The 19,749-nt window shown below is 63.9% G+C and carries 18 protein-coding genes and 1 pseudogene; 9 read left to right on the forward strand and 10 right to left on the reverse strand.

All coding sequences use genetic code 11. The features are described 5' to 3' along the window. Positions 1–2 precede the first annotated feature (2 nt). The 3 genes from mfd (at position 3) to EJ073_RS02615 (ending at position 6,092) form a co-directional block, all read left to right on the forward strand. Positions 3–3,500 carry a transcription-repair coupling factor gene (gene mfd, locus EJ073_RS02605; RefSeq protein WP_126054311.1) on the forward strand — a complete coding sequence of 1,166 codons (3,498 nt, stop codon included), beginning with the start codon at positions 3–5 and terminating at the stop codon, positions 3,498–3,500. A 333-nt stretch (positions 3,501–3,833) separates the two neighbouring features. Continuing rightward, positions 3,834–5,207 carry a 3-deoxy-7-phosphoheptulonate synthase class II gene (locus EJ073_RS02610; RefSeq protein WP_126054312.1) on the forward strand — a complete coding sequence of 458 codons (1,374 nt, stop codon included), beginning with the start codon at positions 3,834–3,836 and terminating at the stop codon, positions 5,205–5,207. 180 nt (positions 5,208–5,387) lie between these two features. Next, positions 5,388–6,092, forward strand: a complete 705-nt coding sequence (locus EJ073_RS02615) for a hypothetical protein (protein WP_126054313.1) — start codon at positions 5,388–5,390, stop codon at positions 6,090–6,092. A gap of 12 nt (positions 6,093–6,104) precedes the next feature. Here the strand turns inward: EJ073_RS02615 and EJ073_RS02620 are convergent, their stop codons facing one another. The 3 genes from EJ073_RS02620 to EJ073_RS02630 all read right to left on the reverse strand — a co-directional run bounded on the left by EJ073_RS02620 (position 6,105) and on the right by EJ073_RS02630 (position 8,384). Then, complete coding sequence (locus EJ073_RS02620) at positions 6,105–6,869, reverse strand: RES family NAD+ phosphorylase (protein WP_126054314.1); 765 nt, start codon at positions 6,867–6,869, stop codon at positions 6,105–6,107. Beyond that, the gene (locus tag EJ073_RS02625) at positions 6,829–7,212 is read right to left on the reverse strand and encodes an MbcA/ParS/Xre antitoxin family protein (RefSeq protein WP_126054315.1); all 384 of its coding nucleotides are present in this window, start codon (positions 7,210–7,212) and stop codon (positions 6,829–6,831) included. The genes EJ073_RS02620 and EJ073_RS02625 overlap by 41 nt, the downstream gene beginning before the upstream one ends. Positions 7,213–7,313: 101 nt before the next feature. Beyond that, positions 7,314–8,384: a diguanylate cyclase gene (locus tag EJ073_RS02630; protein WP_126054316.1), complete on the reverse strand. Its 1,071-nt coding sequence runs from the start codon at positions 8,382–8,384 to the stop codon at positions 7,314–7,316. Between the two features lie 320 nt (positions 8,385–8,704). Between EJ073_RS02630 and EJ073_RS02635 the strand changes: the two are divergent. The 3 genes and pseudogenes from EJ073_RS02635 to EJ073_RS02645 all read left to right on the forward strand — a co-directional run bounded on the left by EJ073_RS02635 (position 8,705) and on the right by EJ073_RS02645 (position 10,242). Then, positions 8,705–9,132 (forward strand): annotated as a pseudogene (locus EJ073_RS02635) (GFA family protein). A gap of 110 nt (positions 9,133–9,242) precedes the next feature. Continuing rightward, positions 9,243–9,602, forward strand: a complete 360-nt coding sequence (locus tag EJ073_RS02640; protein ID WP_126054317.1) for a diacylglycerol kinase — start codon at positions 9,243–9,245, stop codon at positions 9,600–9,602. A 40-nt stretch (positions 9,603–9,642) separates the two neighbouring features. Further along, on the forward strand, positions 9,643–10,242 hold the full coding sequence (locus EJ073_RS02645; protein WP_126054318.1) for a hemerythrin domain-containing protein: 600 nt from the start codon (positions 9,643–9,645) through the stop codon (positions 10,240–10,242). A gap of 3 nt (positions 10,243–10,245) precedes the next feature. Here the strand turns inward: EJ073_RS02645 and EJ073_RS02650 are convergent, their stop codons facing one another. Both EJ073_RS02650 and EJ073_RS02655 read right to left on the reverse strand, forming a co-directional pair. Continuing rightward, positions 10,246–10,857, reverse strand: a complete 612-nt coding sequence (locus EJ073_RS02650; protein WP_126054319.1) for a DedA family protein — start codon at positions 10,855–10,857, stop codon at positions 10,246–10,248. Then, complete coding sequence (locus EJ073_RS02655) at positions 10,857–11,417, reverse strand: DUF1003 domain-containing protein (protein ID WP_126054320.1); 561 nt, start codon at positions 11,415–11,417, stop codon at positions 10,857–10,859. Before EJ073_RS02655 ends, EJ073_RS02650 begins: the two co-directional genes overlap by 1 nt. 89 nt (positions 11,418–11,506) lie before the next feature. Here EJ073_RS02655 and EJ073_RS02660 point away from each other — a divergent pair, with 89 nt between their 5' ends. The 3 genes from EJ073_RS02660 to EJ073_RS02670 all read left to right on the forward strand — a co-directional run bounded on the left by EJ073_RS02660 (position 11,507) and on the right by EJ073_RS02670 (position 16,253). After that, positions 11,507–12,220 carry a DNA-3-methyladenine glycosylase I gene (locus tag EJ073_RS02660; RefSeq protein ID WP_126054321.1) on the forward strand — a complete coding sequence of 238 codons (714 nt, stop codon included), beginning with the start codon at positions 11,507–11,509 and terminating at the stop codon, positions 12,218–12,220. A 127-nt stretch (positions 12,221–12,347) separates the two neighbouring features. Beyond that, positions 12,348–14,024 (forward strand): NAD+ synthase, encoded by a 1,677-nt coding sequence (locus EJ073_RS02665; RefSeq protein ID WP_126054322.1) that lies wholly within the window; start codon positions 12,348–12,350, stop codon positions 14,022–14,024. A 423-nt stretch (positions 14,025–14,447) separates the two neighbouring features. After that, positions 14,448–16,253 (forward strand): ABC transporter ATP-binding protein, encoded by a 1,806-nt coding sequence (locus EJ073_RS02670; RefSeq protein WP_126054323.1) that lies wholly within the window; start codon positions 14,448–14,450, stop codon positions 16,251–16,253. Between the two features lie 70 nt (positions 16,254–16,323). Here EJ073_RS02670 and EJ073_RS02675 read toward each other — a convergent pair whose 3' ends face one another. From EJ073_RS02675 to EJ073_RS02695, 5 genes are all read right to left on the reverse strand, one after another. Next, positions 16,324–16,635, reverse strand: a complete 312-nt coding sequence (locus EJ073_RS02675) for a PilZ domain-containing protein (protein ID WP_126054324.1) — start codon at positions 16,633–16,635, stop codon at positions 16,324–16,326. A gap of 105 nt (positions 16,636–16,740) precedes the next feature. Further along, positions 16,741–17,229, reverse strand: a complete 489-nt coding sequence (locus EJ073_RS02680) for an NUDIX hydrolase (protein WP_126054325.1) — start codon at positions 17,227–17,229, stop codon at positions 16,741–16,743. 209 nt (positions 17,230–17,438) lie between these two features. Further along, positions 17,439–17,939 (reverse strand): xanthine phosphoribosyltransferase, encoded by a 501-nt coding sequence (gpt, locus tag EJ073_RS02685; protein WP_027145490.1) that lies wholly within the window; start codon positions 17,937–17,939, stop codon positions 17,439–17,441. Positions 17,940–18,088: 149 nt separating this feature from the next. Further along, positions 18,089–18,922 carry a universal stress protein gene (locus tag EJ073_RS02690; RefSeq protein ID WP_126054326.1) on the reverse strand — a complete coding sequence of 278 codons (834 nt, stop codon included), beginning with the start codon at positions 18,920–18,922 and terminating at the stop codon, positions 18,089–18,091. A gap of 81 nt (positions 18,923–19,003) precedes the next feature. Beyond that, positions 19,004–19,747 (reverse strand): competence/damage-inducible protein A, encoded by a 744-nt coding sequence (locus EJ073_RS02695; RefSeq protein ID WP_126054327.1) that lies wholly within the window; start codon positions 19,745–19,747, stop codon positions 19,004–19,006. Positions 19,748–19,749 lie beyond the last annotated feature (2 nt).

A 19,749-nucleotide genomic window follows, 5' to 3' on the forward strand; every position in this document is an offset into this window, starting at 1 on the left:
AAATGAGCCTTATTCCCTCCATCGGCCTGCCGAAGGGCCGCGCCGGCCAGTTCATCGTCGACGGTGTCGCCGACGGCTACGAAGCTTTCGCGCTGGTGCAGACGGCGCTTGAGATCGCGCCCGAAAAGCCGGTGCTGTTCGTGGCCCGCGACGGGCAGCGCCTGCCGGCGATCACCGAGGCGCTGGCCTTTGCCGCGCCTGGCCTGCCGGTGCTCGAACTGCCCGCCTGGGACTGCCTGCCCTACGACCGCGTCTCGCCGGGCTCGGATGCGGCGGCGCGGCGGCTCGACGCGCTGGCCGCCATGATCGCGCTGGCGAGGAAGCCGCATCGCGCCGTGATCCTCACCACCGCCAACGCGCTGCTGCAGCGCATCCCGCCGGCCGATCTCATCGAAGCCCAGACCTTCCACGCCAGGCCCGGCAATCAGATCGACATGAAGGCGCTGGTGTCGCGGCTGGAAACCTCCGGGTTCGAGCGGGTGCCGACGGTGCGCGGCGTCGGCGAGTTCGCGGTGCGCGGCGGCATCCTGGACCTCTTCGCGCCCGGCTGGAGCGAGGCGCTCAGGCTCGATTTCTTCGGCGACACGCTGGAATCGATCCGCGTCTTCGACGCCGCCACGCAGCGCACCACCGGCCAGCGCAAGTCGATGGCGCTGCAGGCGATGAGCGAAGTGGCGCTGACGCCGGAGACGATCAGCCGCTTCCGCCGCGCCTATATCGAGGCGTTCGGCGCGCCGTCGCGCGATGACGGGCTCTATGCCGCGGTCAGCGAAGGGCGGCGCTTTGCCGGCATGGAGCACTGGCTGCCGTTCTTCTACGAGCGGCTGGAGACGGTGTTCGACTACCTGCCCGACGTGCCCGTGGTCTTCGACCATCTGGCGCATGAGGCGCTGGCCGAACGCCACACGCTGATCCTTGATCACTACGAAGCGCGCCGCAAGCAGGCCGACGGTGCGTTGAAGGACGCGGTGCCCTACAAGCCGGTGGCGCCGGACCTGCTTTATCTCTCGCCGGAGAATCTCAAGGCGTCTCTCGGCCCGCGCGAAGACATCGACTTCACCGTCTTCGATGCGCCCGATGTGGGGGGCAAAAAGGTTTTCCATGCCGGTGCGCGGCATGGCCGCAGCTTCGCCGAGGAACGCGCCGATCCCAACACCAACGTCTTCGATGTCGTGGTGAAGCACATCGCCGACGAGCGCGCAGCGCGCCGCCGCGTCGTCATCGCCGGCTGGACCGAAGGCTCGCTCGACCGGCTCGGCCAGATCCTGGCCGAGCATCATCTTGGCAATTTGAAGCCGGTGGCGACGCTTGCCGAGGCGGAAAAGTTGGAGCCGGGGCAGGCGGGCCTTGCCGTGCTGCCGCTCGAATCCGGCTTCGAGACCGAGAGACTGGTCGTCGTTGCTGAGCAGGACATCCTCGGCGACCGGCTGATCCGGCGCTCCAAGCGCAAGAAGCGCGCATCAGACTTTATCGCCGAAGCCTCGTCGCTGTCGTCTGGCGATATCGTCGTCCATACCGACCACGGCATCGGCCGCTTCGTCGGCCTGCGCACGATCGAGGCGGTCGGTGCGCCGCATGACTGCCTGGAAATCCACTATGCCGGCGACGACCGGCTGTTCCTGCCGGTCGAGAACATCGAGCTTCTGTCGCGCTACGGCTCGGATTCGGCCGAGGCGACGCTGGACAAGCTCGGCGGCGGCGCCTGGCAGTCGCGCAAGGCGCGGCTGAAGCGGCGCCTGCTCGACATGGCCGGGCAGTTGATCCGCATCGCGGCAGAGCGGCAGATGCGCTCGGCGCCCGCCATGATCCCTGCCGAAGGCCTCTATGGCGAGTTCTCCGCGCGCTTCCCCTATGAGGAGACCGACGACCAGCAGGGCGCGATCGATTCCGTCATGGACGATCTCGGCGCCGGCAAGCCGATGGACCGGCTGGTCTGCGGCGATGTCGGCTTCGGCAAGACCGAAGTGGCGCTGCGCGCCGCGTTCATCGCCGCCATGGAAGGTTTCCAGGTCGCCGTGGTGGTGCCGACTACCTTGCTGTCGCGCCAGCACTTCAAGACCTTCTCGCAGCGCTTCTCCGGCCTGCCGATCCGCGTCGCGCAGGCGTCCCGGCTGGTCGGTTCCAAGGAATTGGCCGAGACCAAGAAAGGCATTGCCGAGGGCACGGTCGACATCGTCGTCGGCACCCATGCGCTGCTGGGTTCCGCGATCTCGTTCAAGAATCTCGGCCTGCTGATAATCGACGAGGAGCAGCATTTTGGCGTCAAGCACAAGGAGCGGCTGAAGGACCTGAAGAGCGACGTGCACGTGCTGACGCTGTCGGCGACGCCGATCCCGCGCACGCTGCAGTTGGCGCTGACCGGCGTGCGCGAACTGTCGCTGATCGCCACGCCGCCGGTCGACCGCATGGCGGTGCGCACCTTCATCTCGCCCTTCGATCCGCTGGTGATCCGCGAGACGCTGCTGCGCGAGCGCTATCGCGGCGGCCATTCCTTCTATGTCGTGCCGCGCATCAGCGACTTGACCGAAATCCATGATTTCCTGAAGCAATCGGTGCCGGAGCTTAAAGTGGCGGTGGCGCATGGTCAGATGCCGCCGGGCGAGCTCGACGACATCATGAACGCCTTCTATGACGGACAGTACGACGTGCTTCTGTCGACCACCATTGTCGAATCCGGCCTGGACATCCCGACCGCCAACACGCTGATCATCCATCGCGCCGACATGTTCGGCCTGTCGCAGCTCTACCAGCTTCGCGGCCGCGTCGGGCGCTCGAAGGTGCGCGCCTACGCGCTGTTCACGCTGCCGGCCAACCGCAAGCTTACCGACACCGCCGAGCGGCGGCTGAAGGTACTGCAGTCGCTCGACACGCTCGGCGCCGGCTTCCAGCTCGCCAGCCATGACCTCGATATCCGCGGCGCCGGCAATCTTCTGGGCGAGGAGCAGTCCGGCCACATCAAGGAGGTCGGCTTCGAGCTCTACCAGCAGATGCTGGAAGAGGCGGTGGCCGAGGTGAAGGATTCCGGCGAGGTGCAGGACGGTGGCTGGTCGCCGCAAATCGCCGTCGGCACGGCGGTGATGATCCCGGAAAGCTACGTCCCGGACCTGCAGCTCAGGCTGGCGCTCTACCGCAGGCTCGGCGACCTCGAAAGCACCGAGGAGATCGACGCCTTCGGCGCCGAGCTGATCGACCGTTTCGGACCGCTGCCAGAAGAGGTGACGCATCTCTTGAAGATCGTCTTCATCAAGGCGCTTTGCCGCAGGGCCAATGTCGAGAAGCTCGACGCCGGCCCCAAAGGCGTCGTCATCCATTTCCGCAAGCGTGAATTCTCCAACCCGGTCGGGCTGGTCAAGTTCATCGGCGAGCAGGGCTCGCTGGCCAAGATCCGGCCCGATCACAGCGTCGTCTTCATCCGCGACTGGCCGAACGCCGAAAAGCGACTGGCGGGCTCGGCCGTGGTGATGACGCAGCTGGCGCGGCTGGTGGAGAAAGCCGCCTAGGTGTGTTGAGTTTCAGTTGATGCCGGCCTGCAAATGGCGGTTTCCCTGCGCTTCTGGTATCACGTGCTTTGAGTACGCTCCGCTCCGGTTCTCGGAAATCACCATTTTCGGCTCGGCCTAACCTGAATCTCAACACACCTTGGCCAGCAACGCTCATTCGCCAGCGCTCAAATTCCGGTCTAGAATAGGAATTCGGCTTCGTGTAAGGAGCCGCCACCCCATATTGGGCTGGAATGGCGGGCGAGGGTGCCCGTTCATCTGTTTGTTTGACGCAATTCCGCGCGGAATCACGCTTTTCCTGGAATTGCTGCTGAAGGGCCTTTGGGTGCAACGATGACGAAATGGTCGCCGAATTCGTGGAGAGAAAAGCCGATCAAGCAGGTTCCCGCCTATCCGGACCTTGCCGCGCTGAAGAACACGGAAGCCCAACTCGCCACCTTTCCGCCTTTGGTTTTCGCCGGTGAGGCGCGCAAACTGAAGAAGCAGTTGGCGGCCGTTGCCGCCGGTGATGCATTCCTGCTCCAGGGCGGCGATTGCGCCGAGAGCTTCGCCGAGCATGGCGCGGACAACATCCGCGACTTCTTCCGCGTCTTCCTGCAGATGTCCGTCGTTCTGACCTTCGCCGGCGCGCAGCCGGTGGTGAAGGTCGGCCGCGTCGCCGGCCAGTTCGCCAAGCCGCGCTCTTCCGACAATGAGACCAAGGCCGGCGTGACGTTGCCCAGCTATCGCGGCGACATCATCAACGGCATCGAGTTCGACGCCAAGTCGCGCATTCCCGATCCCGCCCGTCAGGAGATGGCGTATCGCCAGTCGGCGGCGACGCTCAACCTTCTGCGCGCCTTCGCCCAGGGTGGTTATGCCAGCCTGGAGAATGTGCATCGCTGGATGCTTGGTTTCGTCTCCGACAGCCCGCAGGGCGAAAAGTACGAGTCGCTCGCCAACCGCATCACAGAGACCATGGGCTTCATGCGCGCAGTCGGCATTACCTCCGAAACCAACTTCGCGCTGCGCGAGACCGATTTCTACACCAGCCATGAGGCGCTGCTGCTCGGCTACGAAGAGGCGCTGACCCGCGTCGATTCCACCTCCGGCGACTGGTACGCCACGTCGGGTCACATGATCTGGATCGGCGACCGCACCCGCCAGCCCGACCATGCGCATGTCGAATATTGCCGCGGCATCAAGAACCCGCTCGGGCTGAAATGCGGCCCGTCGCTGACACCGGACGGCTTGCTGGAGCTGATCGACCTGCTCAACCCGGAGAACGAGCCGGGACGGCTGACGCTGATCGCGCGCTTCGGCGCCGACAAGGTGGCCGAGCATCTGCCGAAGCTGGTGCGCGCGGTGCAGAAGGAAGGCCGCAGCGTGGTCTGGTCGTCGGATCCGATGCACGGCAACACGATTGAGGCGGCCGGCTACAAGACACGGCCGTTCGACCGCATCCTGAAGGAGGTGCAGACCTTCTTCGAGGTGCACCGCGGCGAAGGCACGCATCCCGGCGGCATCCATGTCGAGATGACCGGCAAGAACGTTACCGAATGCACCGGCGGGGCCCGTGCCATCACCGCGGAAGACCTGCAGGACCGCTACCACACGCATTGCGATCCGCGCCTCAACGCCGACCAGGCGATCGAGCTCGCCTTCCTGGTCTCGGACCTGCTCAAGAAGAGCCACACGGTCCAGCACAAGCAGGCCGCCAACGGCTGAGCCGCTTGCTGGTTTGAATCTGCGTGATCAAAGGCGCCGGAGAAATCCGGCGCCTTTTTTTGTTTCGGGCCGAGGAGCGGTAACATCAGAGCTTACGAAAATGTGTTCTGGCGCGACCATTGCAAAACCAAGATTGGATGGAACTGCATCGTCCACCCCCAACTGGTTCCAGCATTCACCATGCGTCACAAGCATGCCGTCATCCACCACCGCGCCCTTGATTTCTGGTCGGCTCGAGCGGCGGTCCTCGTCATCATCTGCCTGCAGCTTCTGGTCATAAACGACTTGTCGTTCGGCCCGCGCTGGCTGGCGCCTGCGATCGAGGCGGTGCTGCTCGTGCCCCTGTCGATCGCGACGGCGTGGACGCAAATGGCGACGCAGAAGGCCATTGATCACGAACATTGGTACGCGATCGGCCGGTTTCGCCTTTACATCCGCCGCACCGCGCTGGTCCTCACCGGCGTCATCAGCGTCATGAACTGCGGGGCGCTGGTCTTCTTGGTCAAGGCGCTGCTCGAAGGCCATGCCGGCGCCGGCACGACGCTGCTTGTCGATGCGCTGAACATCTGGGTCACCAACGTCATCGTCTTCGCGCTTTGGTTCTGGAGCACGGACCGGGGCGGGCCGCCGACCTGTGGGCTGGTCAAGCGCGCGCAGGCCGATTTCCTGTTCCCGCAGATGACGCTGCCCGACCGAGAAATCCGCGGCTGGCTGCCCGGCTTCGTCGACTATGCCTTCCTGGCGTTCACCAACGCGACGGCATTCTCGCCGACCGACACCTTGCCGCTCACCCAGCGCGCCAAGCTCTTGATGATGGCGGAGGCGTTGATCTCGCTGCTGACGATCGCGCTGGTGGCGGCGCGGGCGGTGAACATCCTCGCCTGAATCACGACACAGCTAGCGGCCGCGCTCCCAGCGCAAGTTCGTGAGCCGTGGGTCGGTGAAGGCCGCCCTGGAGAATTCGATCCGCTTTTCCGGAAACTCGCAGATCGCCTGCACGCCGAAGACGCCGAGGCGAATGCGCCAGGTCTGCGGCTCCAGCGGCTTTGCTTTTGCAAAACCCTTGCACGTCAACAGCGCAATGTTGGCGCCTTTCGGGTCGCGCGCCGAGCGGTAGCGGATCGCCTCCAGCCCGGCCTCGCGCGCGACATCGGCGATGGCCTGGCAAGCGGCGTAGTCGGTCGGATGCGTCCATGCGGCCGCGTCGCGGTCGAGCGGCGGCCTGGTCAGGTCGATGGCGGCGCATTTGATGGCGGCGGAAAAGGCAGTGTAGTCGGCGGCGTCGCGCGGCCAGGGCGTGTCGGGCGATTCGGCGAAGAACAGCAGGCGGTAGAACGCCATCTCGGCGACAGCCGTGAACATGGTCTCAGCCGCATAGTAGACGCCCCTGGTCCGGCCGGCGCGGCGAAAGCGCGAGCCATGGGGGTAGACCGAGCCGTAGCGGAAGGGCGTCGCCAGCAGGTAGTGGAGGTGCCGGCACTCGAGCGGGATCTGCGGCTTCGTCTCCTCGATCAGCTCTTCCAGCAAGGCCTGCTCGTCGAGCGTGTCGACGACCTTCAGCGTCGAGACGCGGTGCTGCGCCTCGACCATGCGCCAGTACTTGCCTTCAAGCCGGGCGGATTCAGACGAGAGCGCGTCGGGAGTCCAAATAGGCGATGACATCGACAAGTCCTGATATCGACTGGATTTTCTCGATCGGGGCGCTGTCGAAAGCCGTATTAGCGTTCTTCAGCCAGGCCCGGGCGATGCTCTCGTCGCCGCCGACGATGGCGTCGAGAGAACGGAACAGCCGGACGAACAGGACGGCCAGCTCGAACGGCTTGGTGCCGCGCTCGAGCAGGAATTCCTGCTTGCGCATGCGCGAAACCGTGGCTTCCGAGACGCCGATGACGGAAGCCAGCACCCTGGCGGTGACGTCGAGCAGTTCCGCGGCGCGCAGCGTGGCCCTGGTCACGACCGCGTTTTCGGCCGCGCCGGTGGCGATATGAGATTGCACGGACGGCATGACTGTTCCTTTCCATGGAAAATATAGTCCACAAAAATTCATATGGAAAGGTGTTGTGTCGAAAGAATCCGCGACAGCCGGATCCGTCAGGGCCGAGAAAATCAGTCTTTCTTGTAGAGCAGCCAGCTCTTGCCGGCGCGACCGGCCATCGCCGAATGCCTTGTCACGCGGTTGCGGCCGCCGACCTTCGAGCGATAGAGCGCCCGGTCGGCCTTGGTGTAGAGGTCCTCGGGGCTTTCGGCCTCGGACGCCATGCAGATGCCCATCGACACGGTCACCGTGCCGTAATTGGTGCCGGTCTGGCTGCTGGTGAACGGCGTCTGCTCGATCAGCGTGCGAATGCGCTCGGCGATCTCGAAAGTCGTGTCTTCGCTGGCACCCTCGACGATCAGGGCGAATTCCTCGCCGCCGGTGCGGGCAACGAACATGTCGCCGCGAATGCTGGTCTGGAAGATCTCGGCGATGATCTGGATGATCCTGTCTCCGACTGGATGGCCGAAGCGGTCGTTGATGTCCTTGAAGCGGTCGATGTCGGCGAGGATCAGGGCATTGAACAGGATGCCCTTGTTGGAGTTGTAGATCTTGGTGATTTCCTTATCGAAGGCGCGGCGGTTCCAGACCTGCGTCAAGGGATCGGTGTCGGCGAGCCGCTTGTACTCCTCGAGCTTCGACTTGACGCTCTCGAGCTCGGCGGTCTTTTCGCTGAGCGTGCTCGCCACTTGCCTGCCATGGTCGATCGTCGAGTTGGTGGCCGCCGACATGGCGGTGACGATCTTCTGCAGCAGGTCCTGCGACAGCATGCTGCGGTTGCCGAGCCCACTCGACGTCTCGTCGAGGATGCGGCCGTATTTCTCGATGTGGGAACGCTCGCTGCGCAACAGCGAGGCGATATCCTCGAGTTCCTTGGCGATGACGTCGCGCGCGTGCTCGACAATGCCGGGGCCGTGATGCTGGGCAAAGAAGGTTCGGCCGATGCGGTCGAGTTCCTCCTGGGTCGGCCGGTTGCTCAGCGAGACGACGGCTAGGCTGAGTTCATGATTGCTGCCGCTCAGAGCCTCGTAGAAGATCTCGTAGTTGCGCGGCAGGCCAAGCACGCCAAGCTGGCGCATCGTCGCCACGACGGTGCTCGCTATGTCGGTGTTCCTGTCGTTTGGAACGAAAGCCGGCTGCATGTTCTGTTCACTCCTCAAGAGCCAACGCAGAACCTGCGCGTGCCGATGTCGCCATGAGGGGAGTGCGACCGGAAATGCCAGACACGAGAAGAATCGCGTCCCCGCTCACGACCTTCACTTGCAAACGACCATAGATGCGAGCGCGCTAAAGTTTCCTTAATAGGCTGGATTTCAACACGGTTTTCTCTACCCCAGGATGCAATAACCGCTTATGCAGGCGCGGGGCGAAACGTGTCCTCTTCATGTCGCATTTGCCGATGCCCGGCGGGCGCAAAACTGGAATCCTGCTGCTGACAGGTGATGAATTCTAGGAGGGCGGAATGGATGACAATCACAACGGAGCTTGCCTGTGCGGCGCGGTGCGCTTCAGGACGAGGGGGCTCTGCGCGGTGTCGTCTATTGCCACTGCTCGCAATGCCGCAGGCAGAACGGCCATTTCGTTGCGGCGACCTCGGCCAAGGATGCCGATATCGACATAGAAGGAGCCGAGGCGCTCACCTGGTATGGCGCCTCCGACGTCGCCAGGCGCGGGTTCTGCCGCATCTGCGGCTCGCTCCTGTTCTGGAAGCATAACGAACTGGATCAGATTTCGATCATGGCCGGCGCCTTCGACAGGCCGTCCGGACTTGCCGGGGAAAGCCATATCTTCGTTGGCGACAAGGGCGACTATTATTCGATCGACGACGGGCTGCCGCAGTTCGAGAAATCGTCGCCCTCGGTCAAGGTCGCCGGTGAGGCCGCCGAATGACCAGCAAGCGAGTACAGCGGCAGAGCGCGTGATTTTTGGCGGCACTGCCTTATTCCATTGATCCAGCCGTTGCTATATCCCCTGCCGGTCACTCGGAAAGGGATTTGGGCATGCAGCGGCTGATCGATGCTTTCTTCAACTCGGTGCGGGCGTTCCGCAAGCTGGCTGCCCACGAAAAAGCCTTCCAGCAGGAGCTGATGCTGCTCACCCTTGCCCTGCCGGCGGGCTGGTTCATCTCGGTGTCGTGGCGCGGCTACGCGCTGCTGCTCGGCGCGGTGCTGCTCCTGATCATGGTCGAAGTGCTCAACACCGGCATCGAGGCTGCCTGCGACGCCTTCAGCCGCGAGTTCAATGTCGACATCCAGCTCGCCAAGGATTGCGGTTCGCTGGCGGTGCTGATCTCGGTGGTGATCGTGGCCGGCGTCTGGGGCATCGCCATTATCGAGCGCATCACGGGACTACCGATCTAGTATAGCGCTTCCTACATGACGGTTACCAAAGGAGACTGTCATGTCGGACGCCGCTGATTTTCTGTTGCTCGAGCGAGCCGGGCTGCCGGACGATCTGCGCTGGCTGACGCAAAAATATCCGCGCGAGACTTGGCAGGGCCACGGCAATATTCATGGCCTCGCCGCTATGTGGCTTGGGCGGCACGACATGTTCCGCGAACTCGGCGGCATGCTGGCCAACGGCATTGGTGACTATCGCGAAGGCAGGCTGACAGCGCCGGACTTCGCGCGTTGGTTCGCGCCGCGGCTGAACCATTTCCTTGGCAATCTCGACGGCCACCATAATGTCGAGGACTACCAATACTTCCCGGCCTTCGCCAAGGCTGAGCCCCGGTTGAAGCGAGGCTTCGAGATACTCGACGCCGACCATCACACCATACACGAAGGGCTGGAACGCAACGCCGAGGCGGCGAATGCCTTTATCCGCACGCTCGAGGAGAGCGAGGACAGACAGCGCTTTGCCGCCGACGTCTATGCCGATGAGAACAGCCGGCTGATCGCCATGCTCACAAGGCACCTGGCCGACGAAGAGGATTTGATCATCCCGCTGATCCTCGACCGTGGCGACCGCGCCCTCGACACCGACATCGACATCGACTGAGCTTTACCTGGCTTCGCCCTGACCGTCCCCTGCGTCCCTGGCGCGTTCCTTCCTGGCGACGGAGTGGGCGAGGAACCAGGCGAGGCTGGCGACGACAAGCCCGATTGCCAGCGCGATCAGCAGCCGTTCGTGGCGCGCCAGCGCCTGGCCGACGACGCGCTCGGCGCCCAGTCCGAAAACGTAGCCGACCGTGCAGAACAACGCCGCCCAGACCAGCGACGAGATGGCGTTGAGGACGACGAAGCGCATCACTGTGATGTTGGCGAAGCCGGCTGCGACGCCGCCGACCAGGCGCATGCCGTAGATGTAGCGGTTCGAAAGCACGAAGATGTTGGGATGGGAGGAGACCAAACGGAAGGCATGGCTGAAGCCTGGCCGCGCCTTCAGCTTGAGCACATAGGGATGATCGGCGAAGTTGCGGCCGAGGATGAAGAAGAAGGTGTCGCCGGCGAAGGCGCCGATGGCTGCCGCCAGGAAAGCCTGCCAGGCCATGAAGACATGCTGATGCGCAAAGAAGCCGGCGAGTATGGCGGCGCTTTCGCCTTCGGCGACGCAGCCCAGGAAAACGGCGAACAGACCGTACTGCTCGATGAGATGGTGGATGGCCTCGGTCATCAGGGACTTTGCCGCGCCGACAGCTTTTCATCGATGCGCCTGACCTGCTCGGCCAGCCGCAGGATCTCGTCGCGCATGCCGATGATCTCGCTGTGGCGCAGTTCGTCCAGCTTCTCATGCAGCGCCATGATCTCGATCTCGGCCTTGAGGTTGACCTCATAGTCGTGGGCGGCGTCGATACGGTCGCGCTCGGTCTGGCGGTTCTGCGACATCATGATCACCGGCGCCTGCAGTGCTGCGATCATCGAAAGCACCAGGTTGAGGAAAATAAAGGGATAGGGGTCGAAGGCGTCGCGAGACAGCAGCCAGACATTGCCGAAGGTCCACAAGACCAGGAAGGCGATGAAGGTCAGGATGAACGACCATGAGCCGCCGATGCGGGCGATAGTGTCGGCGACCCGGTCGCCGAACGTCTGGTGAAAGGCGACGGCCTTGTTGGTGTCCTTCGAGATGGTGGTGCGATCAAGCGCGCTTTGCAGCACCCGGCTTTCGAGCTTGCTCAATGCATCCGGCCTTTGCCTCAGCCAGCGGTTCGCCAGATCCTCGACTGTCTTGTTCATGTGTCGCCTCCGTCACCGTCCGCGATAAGAGGTAGAGGCTGCCGGTTCGAACGGGAAGTGGTAGATTGACGCGACTTGCGAGGAACCAAATGGCTGACTTTCAAAGAATCCGCGCCCGTGCGGCAAAGCGCAAGGGCGGCGAAGCGGCGCTGGCGTCGCTGCTCGGGCCGCTGCCGGACAATAAGGCCGTGGCTAAGGTCACGGATGACCGCATCCTGTCGACGATGGCCGAGCGGATTTTCGCCGCCGGTTTCGTCTGGCGCGTCATCGAACAGAAGTGGCCGGGTTTCGAGGAGGCGTTCCTCGGTTTCGAGCCGAAGCGCTTGCTGTTCCAGCCCGACGATTTCTGGCATGAACTCGCCTCCGACAAGCGCATCGTGCGCAATCCGCAGAAGATCAAGGCCGTCCGCGACAACGCCGCCTTCGTCGAGCGCGTGTCGAAGGAGCATGGCGGCTTCGGCAAATTCCTCGCCGCCTGGCCGGCCGACGACCAGGTCGGGCTGACGGCCTATCTCGGCAAGCACGGCAGCCGGCTGGGCGGCAACACCGGCCAGTACTTCCTGCGCTGGCTGGAGTGGGACACCTTCGTCGTCTCGGCCGACATGGCGGCGGCACTTCGCGATGCCGGCATCGACATCGCCGAGAACCCGACCTCGAAGCGGGACCTCGACAAGATCCAGGCGCAGATCAATCAATGGTCGGCTGAAACCGGCCTGCCGCGCCGGCACATCTCGCGCATCCTGGCGATGTCGATCGGCGAGAACCGCTCCGTGGAAGCGCTGAGCGAGTATATGAACGACTAGGCTTGGGTCGGCGAAATCTCGCGGTCGAAATCGATCGATCGGGATACGATCAACATCCGTCGATCGATCCTATTTGGTACAAGCAATCGCCATTGCCCGGCGATTTCGGCCACGCTAAACCCACTGCATGACCAAGAAGCCCGACATCCTGCGCATCGCCATCGCCCAGCTCAACCCGACCGTCGGTGACGTCGCCGGCAATCTTGCCAAGGCGCGCGAGGCGAGGGCGGATGCGGCCCGGCAGGGCGCCGATCTCGTGCTCTACACCGAGCTCTTCCTCGCCGGCTATCCGCCGGAAGACCTGGTGCTGAAGCCCGCTTTTCTGAAGGCTTGTGAAAAGGCCGCGGAAGATTTCGCCAAGGACACTGCGGATGGCGGTCCCGGCGTCATCATCGGCACGCCCTTGAAGCGCAAGAGCGGCACGCACAATTCGATCATCGTCGCCGATGGCGGCAAGATCCTGGCCGAACGCTACAAGCTCGACCTGCCGAACTATGGGGAGTTCGACGAAAAGCGCGTCTTCCAGGCCGGGCCGGAACTGCAGGGGCCGGTCAACTTCCGCGGCGTGCGCATCGGCATTCCGATCTGCGAGGACATCTGGGGCGAGGTCGCCGTCTGCGAGACGCTGGCCGAAAGCGGCGCCGAGATCCTGCTGGTGCCGAACGGCTCACCCTACTATCGCGCCAAGATCGACGTCCGCCATCAGGTCGTCATCCGCCAGGTCATCGAAACCGGCCTGCCGATGATCTACGCCAACCAACTGGGCGGCCAGGACGAGCTGATCTTCGACGGCGCTTCTTTCGCAATCGGCGCGGACAAGACGCTTGCCTTCCAGATGAGCCAGTTCGAGGACGCGGTCGACGTCACCACCTGGAAGCGCACGGATGACGGCTGGGTCTGCGCGGAAGGGCCGATGTCGAAGATCCCGGAGCGGGAAGAGGCCGACTATCGCGCCTGCATGCTTGGCCTGCGCGACTACGTCAACAAGAACGGCTTCAAGAACGTCGTGCTCGGCCTGTCCGGCGGTATCGATTCGGCGATCTGCGCCGCCCTTGCCGTCGATGCGCTGGGCGAAGAACGGCTGCGCGCGGTGATGATGCCCTACCGCTATACCTCGAAGGATTCGCTGAAGGACGCCGAGGACTGCGCCCGCGCGCTTGGCTGCCGCTACGACATCGTACCGATCTTCGAGCCGGTCGAAGGTTTTCTGCACGCGCTGACGCAGATGTTCGAAGGCACCAAGGAAGGCATCACCGAGGAGAACCTGCAGAGCCGCGCGCGCGGCACCATCCTGATGGCGATCTCCAACAAGTTCGGTTCGATGGTCGTCACCACCGGCAACAAGAGCGAGATGTCGGTCGGTTACGCCACGCTTTACGGCGACATGAATGGCGGCTTCAACCCGATCAAGGACCTCTACAAGATGCAGGTCTATGCACTGTCGCGCTGGCGCAACAGCCACGTGCCGCCGGGCGCGCTCGGCCCTTCCGGCGAGGTGATCCCGAAGAACATCATCGACAAGGCGCCGTCGGCGGAGCTGCGCGAGAACCAGACCGACCAGGATTCGCTGCCGCCCTATCCGGTGCTGGACGATATCCTTGAATGCCTGGTCGAGCACGAGATGGGCGTTGACGAGATCGTTGCGCGCGGCCATGACCGGGCGACAGTGGCGCGGGTCGAGCACCTGCTCTACATCGCCGAATACAAGCGCCGGCAGGCCGCACCGGGCGTGAAGATCACTAGGAAGAACTTCGGCCGCGACCGCCGCTATCCGATCACCAACCGGTTCAGGGACGGGCGGTAAGCGCTCCGTCCGCAGCGCAGCCGCATAGCCTGAGCCACGGCAACGGCACAACCCGCCGTTGTTGCAAAATCGTCTCACTGCTTGGACCAGATGCGCATTTGGTCGCAGCCTGGCTTGGCGATGCGCAGGGGCGTCTCTATAAAGGCGTCTCCGCGATTCTCCACCTGGAGGAACCGAATGCCACAATTTGACATCGTTATGCGAGGCCGCGAAGCCTAGGTCCTGATCGAGGCCTCGCGAAGGCTTGCCTTCGCGACAAGAACTCGATCGAGGAGAGGCATCTGCCGCTGCCGGTCGCCGCCGGCATATGGGCGTGCCGCCACTATGCTGAACCTCCGCATTCCCGGCGCCAGATTGGCGCCAACGCGGTTTTCTCAATTTCCAGCTTACCGGGACCGGGCACATTTGCGCCTGGATGACATCATGGCTCGTTTTCGAATCGATCTGCGTGCCGAAGCCTTCCGCAGCGTGCTTGGCTTCACGCTCGGCCATTGGCGGCGCCAGCCGTGGCGGCTTTCGCTGATCATGGCCGCCTTCCTTTTGTCGACGCTGGCCGATGTGCTGACGCCGCTCTATTCCGGACGGCTGGTCGACGCCGTCGCCAGCAGTGGTGCTGCCGACGACGTCGCCTGGAACGCGGCAATCTCAGCCTTCTGGATGCTGGTCGCCCTGGCGCTGACCGGCGTCGTGCTGCGCAACGCCGCCTTCATGGCCATCGTCGAGCTGACGCTGAAGATGATGGCCGACATCGCCGCCGACGCCTTCCACCGCGTCCAGCGTTTTTCCACCGACTGGCATGCCAACAGCTTCGCCGGCTCGACCGTGCGCAAGATCACGCGCGGCATGTGGGCGCTCGACCTGCTCAATGACACGATCCTGATCGCACTGTTGCCGTCGGTCGTCATGCTCGTCGGCTCGACCCTGCTGCTCGGCTGGTTCTGGCCGCTGATGGGCGCGGTGGTCGCCGCTGGCTCTGTGCTGTTCATCATGGTGACGGCGATGCTGTCGCTTGGCTATGTCGCGCCGGCGGCCCGGCTCGCCAACACATGGGATACGCGCCTTGGCGGTTCACTCGCCGATGCGGTGAGCTGCAATGCCGTGGTCAAGGGTTTCGGCGCCGAGGCGCGCGAGGAAGCGCGTCTTGCCTGGGTCGTCGCCAAATGGCGCGCCCGCACCCGCCGCACCTGGGTGCGCGGCACCGTCAACGGCACCACGCAGGGCACGATGCTTCTGCTGCTGCGGACGGCTGTGATCGGTCTGGCGCTGATGCTGTGGGCGTGGGGCGAGGCCAGCGCCGGCGACGTCGCCTTCGTGCTCACCTCGTTCTTCGTGCTGCAGGGCTATCTGCGCGACATCGGCACGCATATCCGCAACCTGCAGCGTTCGATCAACGACATGGAGGAACTGGTCGACTTCCAGGCCGAACCGCTCGGCATCGAAGACCGGACGACCGCGGGGCCGATCCGCATCAGCGATGGAGGCATCAGCTTCGACAAGGTCACCTTCCACTATGGCAACCATCGGCTGCCGCTCTACCGCGATTTCTCGGTCGAAATCGCGCCCGGCGAGCGCGTCGGGCTGGTCGGCCATTCCGGTTCGGGCAAGACGACCTTCGTCAAGCTGATCCAGCGCCTCTACGATGTGAACGCCGGCAGGATCCTGATCGACGGCCAGGATATTGCCGAGGTGGCGCAGGCATCACTGCGCGCGCAGATCGCCATCGTCCAGCAGGAGCCGATCCTGTTCCACCGCTCGCTGGCCGAGAACATCGCCTATGCCCGGCCCAGCGCCACGCAGCCCGAGATCGAGCATGCGGCGCGGCTGGCGAGCGCGCATGAGTTCATCGCCAACCTGCCGAAAGGCTATGGCACGCTGGTCGGCGAGCGCGGCGTGAAGCTGTCGGGCGGCGAGCGCCAGCGGGTGGCGATCGCGCGTGCCTTCCTCGCCGACGCGCGCGTCCTGATCCTCGACGAGGCGACGTCCAGCCTCGATTCGGAATCGGAGGTGCTGATCCAGCAGGCGATGGAGCGGTTGATGGTCGGCCGCACGACGCTGGTCATCGCCCACCGGCTGTCGACCGTCAGGGCGCTCGACAGGCTGCTGGTGTTCGATCGTGGCCGCATCGTCGAGGAGGGCTCGCATGACCAGCTGATCCGGCTGAACGGCGGCATCTATCGCCGCTTGTTCGAACGCCAGGCGCTCGAGCTGACCAAGGGTCTGGTCATCTGACGTGAAAGAGGGCATCCACTCGCTCCGGACGCCCTTCAAATCGACACAGAGGCAAGGCCCGCTGAGGCGATCAGCCGTAGTGCAACTTCGGCTTCGGCTCGGTGCCGGTGAACTGGACGCCGACGCGATCGTTGCGGCGCCAGCGGACCTCCGATCGGTAGGCGACGCCGTCGACCGGTACATAGAGCAGGAAGCGATCGGGAACGCGGGCGTCCGGCGCGACCTTCAGCTCGGCGCCGCCCTCATTCTGGTTGCGCAAGGTGCAGCTGATCTCGGAATTCTTGATGCCGGTGATGATCGAACCGCCCTTGAGCACGCGCTGGCGGTGCTTGCGACGGCTGTCGCTGGAATTGTTTTCGAGTGGTTGTGTGGTGTTGGTCATCGCCAAGTATGCCAGGGCAGCCGAATCGATCTTAGAGGTCATACTGGCGCGCGGCAATGACCGGTCCGAAGCATGGCTCCGCCGTGCCGGTGTTAGGCGGTCAATTCACGCGAATTTGCGCGGATTGGCGCAGAAATGGGCGATGATCTGGCAGAGGTCCGGCTCGTTGACCATGCGCACGGCTTCGGTCGAGTTCACCCATTTGCGGGTGCGCGCCCGCTTTTCCTTCCAGCGGTCGGCAACGCGGTCGACCCGCAGCGGGAAGACCAGCACCTCGCAAGGCACTTCCTCGCCGGAAGCGAGTGCCTTGGCATAGAAATAGCGGCCGGCTTCGAGATGGGAGACCGTGCCGCGCAACCCGGCTTCTTCGCCGGCCTCGCGCGCCGCCGCCTCGCAAAGCGGCTCCTTGGCTTCCGGCCAACCCTTGGGCAGCACCCAACGGCCGGTGTCGCGGCTGGTGATCAGCATGATCTCGACGCCATCGCCGGCCTCGCGCCAGGGCAAAGCGGCAACCTGCAGGCGGCACGGCGCGGTGCCGAACAGTCGCCGGACCCTTTCGGCTAGATGATAGTGCGTCGTTGGCCTCGTCAACATTGGAGAAGCTAGCCCCAGCCCTCGAACTCGTTGTCGCCTTAAGAAACGAATCTTACGACCGATTATACGCAACAAAAGTAAAAAACTTCACAGGAACTTGTTGAATTCCACCAAGAAAAGTCGATCACGCGAAACAGGGCTCTCGGCGCTCCTTGCTCGCGTAGCAAAAAAATGCACGCTGAATCGTTTCAGTAGAATATCTAACCAGGTCAGCCGGCGTGATCGTCGGCGATCGGCTTCTGGTAAGTGAAGCCCATATCCCAGGGAAAGTAGATCCAGGTATCCTGGCTGACCTCGGTGACGAAGGTATCGACCAGCGGTCGCCCCTTCGGCTTGGCGTAGACGGTGGCGAAATGCGCCTTAGGCATCATGGCGCGTACGATGCCCGCGGTCTTGCCGGTGTCGGTGAGGTCGTCGATGATCAGCACACCGGCGCCGTCGTCGGCGAGCAACGCCGGCGTGATTTCCTTCAGAACCTGCAACTGCCCCTGGCTGGTGTAGTCGTGATAGGAGGCGACGCAAACCGTCTCGATGACCCGGATGCCGAGCTCGCGCGAGATGATGGCGGCTGGCACAAGGCCGCCGCGGGTGATGCAGACGATCGCCTTCCACTGCCCCTTGCTGGCGCCGGCAAGCCGCCAGGCAAGCGCGCGGGCGTCGCGGTGGAACTGGTCCCAGGAGACCGGGAAGGCTTTTTCGGGAAGGGACATTTTTCGCGCACTCCGCAACACGCGACCAGGCGCGTGACGACATCCAAGGGGAATGCAGGCGGAATTAGCGGGAAAATGCCGCCCTTGGCAAGGTGGCGGCTAGCGATACCGGTGGACTTAACGCCGCGCTTGCTTTGAACGGCGTTAGGTCATCTAGACAGGAAGGCCGCCACTGGCGCGGTGCGCAGCACCGTGCGTGTCACGCCGCCGAACAGCAGTTGGCGCAGCCAGGAATGGCTGTAAGCGCCGAGCACGAGCAAGTCGGCGCCGGTCTCGGCGATGCGTGTCTGGATCAGGTCATCGACGGAACCGCCATTCGACCTCTGCACCGAGACGCTGACGGTGGCGCCGTGCCTGGAGAGCGCCGCGGCGATCTCGGCGCCGGCGGCCTCCGGGGCTTCGTCCAGCGTCTCCGGCGGATCGATGATCAATATGTCCGTCTTCTCCGCCTCGCTGATGAAGGGCAGGGCGTCGAAGGCGGCGCGTGCGGCCTCCTTGCTGCCGTTCCAGGCCAGGAGCACACGCTTGAAGGTTGTGATGAGGGGGCCTTCATGCGGCACCACGAGCACGGGCCGTCCGGCATCATAGACCAGCGTGTCGACATCGGCGCTCGGATCGCCGCCGGTGTCGCGCTGGGCGGCGATGATCAGGTCGGCTGCACGGACGCTTGAAATGCCGGTCAGCGCGCTGTCGCCGGAAAAGCTCTCGAGGCTGCGCCACTCGAAGGATAGGCCCGACGCTTCGATGCGCCTCAGGAAAAGCGCTTCCAGCTTGTCGGCGCGTTCCCGGTTCATCTCGGCCGACACCTGCAGGAACTCGGTGTCCGGAAAGCCGGTCGCCGAGGTGTAGGGGACTGGAAGCGCCTCGGCATGGATGCCGACGAGATGGCTTTGAAAGCGGTCGGCAAGCGGGATGGCGCAATCGAGCACGCGCTCGGCGTCCTGCTCGTTCTGCAATATGGCGACGATGGTCTTGAAGCGCATGGCAATCCCTCATCTTGCGGCGATCGAAAATCGCCTGCGACAAACGCTAGAGGAGCGCGCTTGGTTCCGGAATGACCTGGATCAACCGGCCGCCTTGGCGAGGCCGGCCACCATGGCTTCGACATCCCTGCGCGCGGCCTCCAGCGCTTCCTCGCTGCGGGCGCGCACGACGAGTTCGGTCCAGAACTTGCCGTCGCCATATTTCGGGTAAGAGCCGATGATGGTGTCGGAATGCGCCTTCTGGATATCGGCCAGGGGGCCGCCGATCAGGCCCTCGCCGAACGGGCACTGGACCGTCACCGACAGCATTTTGGTCCCCGCCTTCAGCGTCGGCACGACATTGTCGAGCATGGCCTGGAAGATCGACGGCACGCCGGCCATGACATGGACGTTGCCGATGCGGAAGCCCGGCGCGATAGACACCGGATTGTCGATATGGTCGGCGCCACGCGGCATGCGCGCCATGCGCTTCCTCGCCTCGGTGTATTCAATGCCGCGCGCGGCATAGCTCGCTTCCAGCATCGCATAGGCCTTGGCGTCGTATTCGCATGGCACGCTGAACGCCTTGGCGATCGAATCGGCGGTGATGTCGTCATGCGTGGGGCCGATGCCGCCGGTGGTGAAGACGTAGGTGTAGCGAGCGCGCACGGCATTGACCGCGGCGACGATCTCGTCCTCCTCGTCGGCAACGATGCGCACTTCCTTCAGGTCGATGCCTATGGCCGTCATGATGTCGGCAAGGTGGCCGATGTTCTTGTCCTTGGTCCGGCCCGACAGGATCTCGTCGCCGATGACGAGCATGGCGGCGGTGACAATTTCAGGCATGG

This window comes from Mesorhizobium sp. M4B.F.Ca.ET.058.02.1.1 (genome assembly GCF_003952505.1).
In the GTDB taxonomy this organism is placed as follows: domain Bacteria; phylum Pseudomonadota; class Alphaproteobacteria; order Rhizobiales; family Rhizobiaceae; genus Mesorhizobium.

What these genes read in the sequence shown, in the direction of transcription:
- EJ073_RS02625 (WP_126054315.1), bottom strand. Translation starts at nt 7,212, where the DNA reads ATGCCGTCCGTGCAATCTCATATCGCCACCGGCGCGGCCGAAAACGCG.
- EJ073_RS02665 (WP_126054322.1), top strand. Translation starts at nt 12,348, where the DNA reads ATGACCAAGAAGCCCGACATCCTGCGCATCGCCATCGCCCAGCTCAAC.
- EJ073_RS02615 (WP_126054313.1), top strand. Translation starts at nt 5,388, where the DNA reads ATGCGTCACAAGCATGCCGTCATCCACCACCGCGCCCTTGATTTCTGG.
- EJ073_RS02620 (WP_126054314.1), bottom strand. Translation starts at nt 6,869, where the DNA reads ATGTCATCGCCTATTTGGACTCCCGACGCGCTCTCGTCTGAATCCGCC.
- EJ073_RS02655 (WP_126054320.1), bottom strand. Translation starts at nt 11,417, where the DNA reads ATGAACAAGACAGTCGAGGATCTGGCGAACCGCTGGCTGAGGCAAAGG.
- EJ073_RS02640 (WP_126054317.1), top strand. Translation starts at nt 9,243, where the DNA reads ATGCAGCGGCTGATCGATGCTTTCTTCAACTCGGTGCGGGCGTTCCGC.
- mfd (WP_126054311.1), top strand. Translation starts at nt 3, where the DNA reads ATGAGCCTTATTCCCTCCATCGGCCTGCCGAAGGGCCGCGCCGGCCAG.
- EJ073_RS02645 (WP_126054318.1), top strand. Translation starts at nt 9,643, where the DNA reads ATGTCGGACGCCGCTGATTTTCTGTTGCTCGAGCGAGCCGGGCTGCCG.
- EJ073_RS02660 (WP_126054321.1), top strand. Translation starts at nt 11,507, where the DNA reads ATGGCTGACTTTCAAAGAATCCGCGCCCGTGCGGCAAAGCGCAAGGGC.
- EJ073_RS02695 (WP_126054327.1), bottom strand. Translation starts at nt 19,747, where the DNA reads ATGCCTGAAATTGTCACCGCCGCCATGCTCGTCATCGGCGACGAGATC.
- EJ073_RS02670 (WP_126054323.1), top strand. Translation starts at nt 14,448, where the DNA reads ATGGCTCGTTTTCGAATCGATCTGCGTGCCGAAGCCTTCCGCAGCGTG.
- EJ073_RS02680 (WP_126054325.1), bottom strand. Translation starts at nt 17,229, where the DNA reads ATGTTGACGAGGCCAACGACGCACTATCATCTAGCCGAAAGGGTCCGG.
- EJ073_RS02630 (WP_126054316.1), bottom strand. Translation starts at nt 8,384, where the DNA reads ATGCAGCCGGCTTTCGTTCCAAACGACAGGAACACCGACATAGCGAGC.
- EJ073_RS02675 (WP_126054324.1), bottom strand. Translation starts at nt 16,635, where the DNA reads ATGACCAACACCACACAACCACTCGAAAACAATTCCAGCGACAGCCGT.
- EJ073_RS02610 (WP_126054312.1), top strand. Translation starts at nt 3,834, where the DNA reads ATGACGAAATGGTCGCCGAATTCGTGGAGAGAAAAGCCGATCAAGCAG.
- EJ073_RS02690 (WP_126054326.1), bottom strand. Translation starts at nt 18,922, where the DNA reads ATGCGCTTCAAGACCATCGTCGCCATATTGCAGAACGAGCAGGACGCC.
- EJ073_RS02650 (WP_126054319.1), bottom strand. Translation starts at nt 10,857, where the DNA reads ATGACCGAGGCCATCCACCATCTCATCGAGCAGTACGGTCTGTTCGCC.
- gpt (WP_027145490.1), bottom strand. Translation starts at nt 17,939, where the DNA reads ATGTCCCTTCCCGAAAAAGCCTTCCCGGTCTCCTGGGACCAGTTCCAC.